At 40.0% G+C, this 6,174-nt stretch carries 4 protein-coding genes and 1 pseudogene; 1 reads left to right on the top strand and 4 read right to left on the bottom strand.

Annotated features, from left to right (window positions below; genetic code table 11):
• Nucleotides 1-243: 243 nt before the first annotated feature.
• On the top strand, nucleotides 244-1,383 hold the full coding sequence (locus JHU38_RS10270; protein WP_107581981.1) for a nucleoside recognition domain-containing protein: 1,140 nt from the start codon (nucleotides 244-246) through the stop codon (nucleotides 1,381-1,383).
• A gap of 75 nt (nucleotides 1,384-1,458) precedes the next feature.
• Here JHU38_RS10270 and JHU38_RS10265 read toward each other — a convergent pair whose 3' ends face one another.
• The 4 genes and pseudogenes from JHU38_RS10265 to JHU38_RS12440 all read right to left on the bottom strand — a co-directional run bounded on the left by JHU38_RS10265 (nucleotide 1,459) and on the right by JHU38_RS12440 (nucleotide 6,027).
• Complete coding sequence (locus JHU38_RS10265; protein ID WP_107581982.1) at nucleotides 1,459-2,709, bottom strand: TlpA disulfide reductase family protein; 1,251 nt, start codon at nucleotides 2,707-2,709, stop codon at nucleotides 1,459-1,461.
• Nucleotides 2,710-2,736: 27 nt separating this feature from the next.
• On the bottom strand, nucleotides 2,737-3,291 hold the full coding sequence (locus JHU38_RS12450; protein WP_232369931.1) for a TlpA family protein disulfide reductase: 555 nt from the start codon (nucleotides 3,289-3,291) through the stop codon (nucleotides 2,737-2,739).
• Nucleotides 3,292-3,304: 13 nt separating this feature from the next.
• Nucleotides 3,305-3,787: a hypothetical protein gene (locus JHU38_RS12445; RefSeq protein WP_232369930.1), complete on the bottom strand. Its 483-nt coding sequence runs from the start codon at nucleotides 3,785-3,787 to the stop codon at nucleotides 3,305-3,307.
• Between the two features lie 464 nt (nucleotides 3,788-4,251).
• Nucleotides 4,252-6,027: pseudogene (locus JHU38_RS12440) on the bottom strand (AlwI family type II restriction endonuclease).
• Between the last annotated feature and the right edge of the window lie 147 nt (nucleotides 6,028-6,174).

Raw genomic sequence — 6,174 nt, 5'->3', positions numbered from 1 at the left:
TGATTTGATGAAACTTTATATGCGTTTTCACAAAAATTATTTAGGACACTATTGGGTAAAAGCAGCCCTTTTGGCGACTCAAAGCTATGCTTTTACAAACCTAAAGTTCGTTTAGGTGGAAAAGTTGGGCTTTCTTTATTTGAAAATATGAACTGAATGCGATTTTTATCGTGTCAGTACTAAGTGGAGAAGAAAATTGTATTATCTTTGCATATAAACGAAATTTTCTTTTAAACAAAATCCATGAAGAATGCTTTGACAAAGAGGCTATCGGGCATTGTCTGTCTATTGACGGTGGCGGCACTTTTCAGTTTTATCGGCTATCAGATGGGCGTGGCCCACATGCTTAACACCATCATGCACACGGCGCATGACCTGTTGCTTAACACGGTTTTCTATTTGATGGGAATCTGCGTCTTGACCGGTGCCATCGGCAAGCTGTTTGTAGAGTTCGGCGTCGTTGACCTGTTGGAAATGCTTCTCCGCCCGCTAATGCGCCCCTTGTTCAATCTGCCGGGCGTGGCTTCGCTGGGCGCGGTGATGACTTTCCTCTCCGACAATCCCGCCATCATATCCTTGTCGAAGGATAAACGGTTCAGTTCCTACTTCAAGAAATACCAGTATATATCGCTTACCAATTTCGGAACGGCCTTTGGCATGGGACTCATTGTCATTGTCTTCATGGTGGGACAAGGCTTTTTCGTCGAGCCGATGGTAGGGCTTTTCGCGGCCGGCTGCGGCTGTGTCGTTTCGACGCGGTGCATGCAGTATTTCGTAATAAAGGCTTATCCGTCCTATGCCGTAGAGAACGCCAATGGTAATGGGGAAGAGCAGGAAGAGCAGGAAATACAACACCCCGAGGAAAAGTCTGTCTTCCTACGGACGCTGAATGCGCTGCTTGATGGTGGCAAGGCCGGTGTGGACGTTGGGATGGCCATCATCCCCGGCGTGTTGATCATCTCCACGCTGGTGATGGTTCTGACCTTCGGACCCGGCAGCAACGGAACTTACACGGGCGCGGCCTACGAAGGCATCGATCTGCTGCCGACTTTGGCCAACAAGCTGGATTGGTTGTTCGGCGCGCTGTTCGGTTTTACCGATCCCCATCAGGTCGCTTTCCCCATCACGGCGCTGGGAGCGGTGGGCGCCGCATTGAGTCTGGTACCCAATTTCCTTGCCCACGGATGGATTGACGGCAATGCCATCGCCGTATTCACGGCCATCGGCATGTGCTGGAGTGGCTTTCTGAGCACCCATACGGCCATGCTCGACTCATTGGGTTACCGTGAGTTGACGGGCAAGGCCATCTTTTCCCACACCATTGGCGGCCTGACGGCCGCTTTCATGGCCCATGTCACGATGTTGCTGATAGGTTTTATATAGGTCGTTACCTCTTTAGAAAATCTTAAGAAGCACTTAATCCAATCTTAAAAGCACTTTAATCTGATTTTAAGAAATCTATAATCGTTCCTGAAGAATCTGTTCTAATTCGTCGGCCTCGGGATAGATTGCTAAAATAATTCCTTTTTCATCGATGAGAAAGCCTCCGCCACCTGAATTGTTGAGGCCATTCTTGAGCCAGATATTATGATGGTCGTTAAGTTCCAAAAGATTTAACCAAGGATAGCCATCTTGTTTTATCGCGGCTTCCATTGTTTTTATATTCCTCTCTCTGGCAATACCAATTACTTGGAATCCCTTGTCTTTATATTTCTCATAGACAGGAATGACAGATTTGGCGTGGCGTCTACAGGGACCACACCAACTTGCCCACATGTCGATGAAAATAATTTTACCCTTATATAAGGACGATAACTTTACGGTTTGCCCATCCGTTCCCCGCACATGATAGTCGATATACGGTTTGCCCACCTGTAATCTTGAAGCCGCTATTCCATAAGCCGCCTCTTGAGTATACGGATGCTTGGGCATATAGTCTACATATTGTTTAAGAAATATCTCTTCCAATCTGGCTTGTTTTTTAGGTAAAGTATTCATCGCGACCCCCTTTCTTATTTCCGCAAGGCTATAAAAGCATTTATTATTTTCAAACCATTTGGTTAAGTCAACATAAAAGTCGTCTGTCAATTCTTTGTATTTTGCTTCCATTTCCGCTCCCAAGTTTGAAAGCGGATTTTCAGGCAGAAGAAGACGCAAACTGTCTCGCTGCGTGTTCCGGGCATGTTCCATCTTCGAGTAGATTTCATACACGATAGGCTTCAAATACAGTTTATCCTTGTGAAGGCTGTCTCGTCTTGCTTCTAACTTTTGAAACTGTGGGCCATAAATTGTGAAAACGGAATCTTTGTAAGCAGCGTATCTCATCATCATCGCATTTTCTTTTCCATCAGACTCTGTTTTAATCAGATCGTTGCTATCTCCTGTTCCGGCAGGAATCGTTATGTAGACAGTCGTATTCTCAGCGATAAAGTCGGCTACACGCATCGATCCTTTTTCATATTCGCTGCTGAGAGTTACGGTGTAACATTTAAGAGTGTCGATGCTCAAATCGTAATCAAACCTGCCATCTTTAATATCTATGGTAATATAGTTGTTTACTCGTGGATCGGTTCCGCTTTCATACAGTATGAGTCGCTTTTCTTTCAGATCTTCTACTTTGCCTGAAATATGGCATACGACAGACTGCGCAGAGCCCTTGCAAACAATTATCAGAAATATGGCAGCAATGAATAATAGTTGTTTAGTCATATAATATGGCGTGGGTGTATGATTTGTTTACGGATTAACCTCCAAAACAATCTTGATGGATGCGTAAATATCTGAGTAAGGAGAGTTAGCGTAGTTCAAGATATGTCCATCTGGTGATATGAATATTTGGGTGGGATAGTTTGTAATGAGGTAGTCTTCTAAAATTTTATGATCTTTCGGAGCGAGGGCATTATGCCATGTCAGTCGATTCTTCTCTACCGCCTTTCTCCATCTCTTCTCATTCTCGTGGCAACCTATACCAATAACTACCACCTTATTTTTATTCTTTTCATAGAATTCTTTCAGTTTAGGCAATGCTTTCAGACACGGCAAACACCAACTCCCCCAGAAATCCAAAAGGATATATTTACCGCGAAATGACGACAGGCTGATTTCTTTTCCTTGAATATCTTTCAGCTTAAAGTCTTTCGCTTTTTTACCAATCAAGACAGATTGTTTTTCCTTTTTTAAGCCGTCTGTTTGAATCTGCTTCAACATAAAATCAAACAAAGGACGCATTCTTCCATTTTGTACTTTTGGAGAGAGTAAGGAGAAGGCTTCTTTCATCTTCGCTTCATCCATCACCGTATATGTGTTATAATCCGTAATCAGTGCCACACAAGCCTCGTTGCTCTTGTTTTTCCTTACGTAGTCTAAAGTCTAAAATAGTTTGGTACTTGTCTTCACTGTCACGATAGGCAGGCGATTTGATAAAACTCCTTACTTTAGCGTATTGTTGGAAAAAACTTGTTCCTTCCATCTTCTGATACCCCTTACATTTTAGAGACTCACCCGGTATAATAACAAAGCGCTCAATTTGTTTTTCATCCCTTCGCTCTAAAAATGCAGGTGTCGTAATATTCATGACAGCAGGCGACTTTAGTTCAATATCATAACTAAAGTTTCCGTTCTTCCGCGGTATTGTATCTTCAATTTCTCTTCCCGACACACATTCTTGGGTAAATACCAATAAAGTATCACCCCAATTAGGATATTCTACTGTGACGTGACATACATTCTGAGCAGAGAGAATTGTCAGGGAAGAAATGAGGTATAGTAAAATTGCAAGTCTCTTCATGTCTGTGATTATAGTGTAGAGGATGGTTAGAGCCCCCTCATATAGCACTATTTGCAAAAATACAACAATTCTAATGATCATCTAATCATTAGATGGCTTATCTATTTATAAAAAACTATAATAATCTTGTTATATAGAAGCAATATATCAGGATAATGCCTATCCAAGTACGAACTGCCGTGGCAGACATCATGGTGACATTTTCTGGGATAACGAATCGACTACCATCAAGTCCGTTATGGCGTACTTTGTTAAACTTGCAGCCACCACTTTAGAACATGTGGCTACATGGTTGGTATGGTTAGCAAACACATTAGGCAACTTCAATTCAAGCGAATTCCGACGTGTCGACCGTGAAGTTCATGATGTTGCTAAAGGCAGATATTATGGGCATATTCAGAGATATACGAACGGACAAAGGGTATTGAGATAGTTAATTCTACTTTTATTTGCGGTATTGCATCTTATTTATCAGGCGTTGGTTCTGCTGCTATCATATAAGGCGTTTCATTATGTTGGTACAGGTCGGAACTTTCTATATTCACATACTGGTCATACCATTTTTTAGGATGCATTTCAGCTGAGTTGTGGGCTCTTTCAAAATGCTTGTATAATTGAACATAGGTTATTTGTTCTTCAATTATGTGGCGTAAATCATCAGTGTCTAGAGGAATTATTTTCAATCCTGTAACATATTTGTCATAGTCTTGTGAGTCAAAGTATGTAATATTTTTTCTTGCACGAAAATCACTAATTACATTGATATGAAGATAAGTCGTTGCAAATACGCAATAACTTTTCAAGTTTCCAGTCTTAATCAAATGATTACCAAGGTGTCTTGATACAGGCTCCATTTCCATTCGTCGCTGATTTGTTCCATCTGCTAATGTCGCTTCCAAAAGTAAAGAATGCTCAGGATAATCTTTGCAAGCTTTGTATTCATATACGATGTCCGCTTCACCACCTGCAGCATGAGTAATAGGAAGTAAATTTGCATCTAAAGACAATTTAAGATAGTCTAATACTTTCCCTCTTCGCCCACTAACTTTCCACCATAAAATTCCTAAAACATACTCGAAGATAGTAGGTATATCTGCATTATCCGTTACCAGCTGGCTGATTTCTTCATCTTCTCAATTTTCAAAATCTGATAGCAATTTCAATATCTTTGCATCAGTAAATTTAAGGTCAACCAGCTTATTAAAGCGGCTGTAACGAATTTTATCAACCTCATTATAAGCATCTTCTATTGTTTCAACATGAATTCCCAATTCTTCATTTAACCCATTTATTATCTTTTGCTTGTCAAAAACTAATGCAGGACAAATGTCGCTAATAGGGCAGCAAACCTCTAATAAATTACTTTTTTTATATGCCTGTTTATAGAGTTCATCGATGGCTGATTCAAAATATTGTTTAGGAACGATATCTAATTTAACCAAATTATCTTCGAAAATAAAGCAATTAGTTAACCCCAAATACCGCCTATTAAGGTCAAGATAATCCTCCAAAGTCGCTTTAGCTTTATTTAGATGCATTGTTAAGAAAAAGAACTCCTTGAAGTCTTTTTCTGAGGTAGTGACATTATCTGGAAGAGGTAATAAATGAGAAATAGGCTCTTTTTTGACTTGTGATGTTAATGACGTGTCAAACATCAGTTGCTTCCACTTTATGGCTATCGAAGATTGAAATTTCTTTAAAGAATTAAACATCTCATATATCCTTGATGAATCATTTTTTATATATACGGCATACATTAATTCATATAGAGGAACATAAGATTTATCATATGTAGCACTTTTCCTGTTCATGCCAACGGACAAGAGTAGTGCCTCACTAAACTCGTTATTGACAAATCTCTCCAAACCCTTTTGATAGTTTGACTGTAGTAAAAGGAAATTCTTTATTACCGTATCAATAGTTCCGGTACCATTTCTTAAGTCTTTAATGAACATCAAGATATAAGAAGTGCTTTCTTTATTCGTACATAAAGGCATTAAGTAACGAAATTCGTCATATGATAAATAGTCAAGTTGAGAAAGAAGATACAGTACAACAATCAATGGCCTAACAGTACTACCTGTATCGCTTGAACTTAGTTTTAGAAGTTGTTCAAGGTATAATTGTGAATCCATAGAAATACCCAGCTCGTTTTTCTCAAGGAATTGTTCTGAGCTTGTCATTTCCAGAAGCTTATATCCGACTTCTGTAAGCCTATGGTTTTCATTAAGTAATCCCATGTCGTATAGACCACTTGTCTTTTCTCTGGCAGTTTTATATTTTATGGATTCTGGCTCGCCGCCTTCCATGAATTTGTTGTCTACGAGCCAGTCATAGTAGCGATTCTTTATCCAATAAATATCTTCCTGACCATCAAACATGTATTT

The sequence above is a fragment of the Prevotella illustrans genome (assembly GCF_017426725.1).
Lineage (GTDB): Bacteria > Bacteroidota > Bacteroidia > Bacteroidales > Bacteroidaceae > Prevotella > Prevotella illustrans.
Note: the sequence above shows the minus strand (reverse complement) of the source record. Positions and strands in the feature narration are given on the sequence as shown.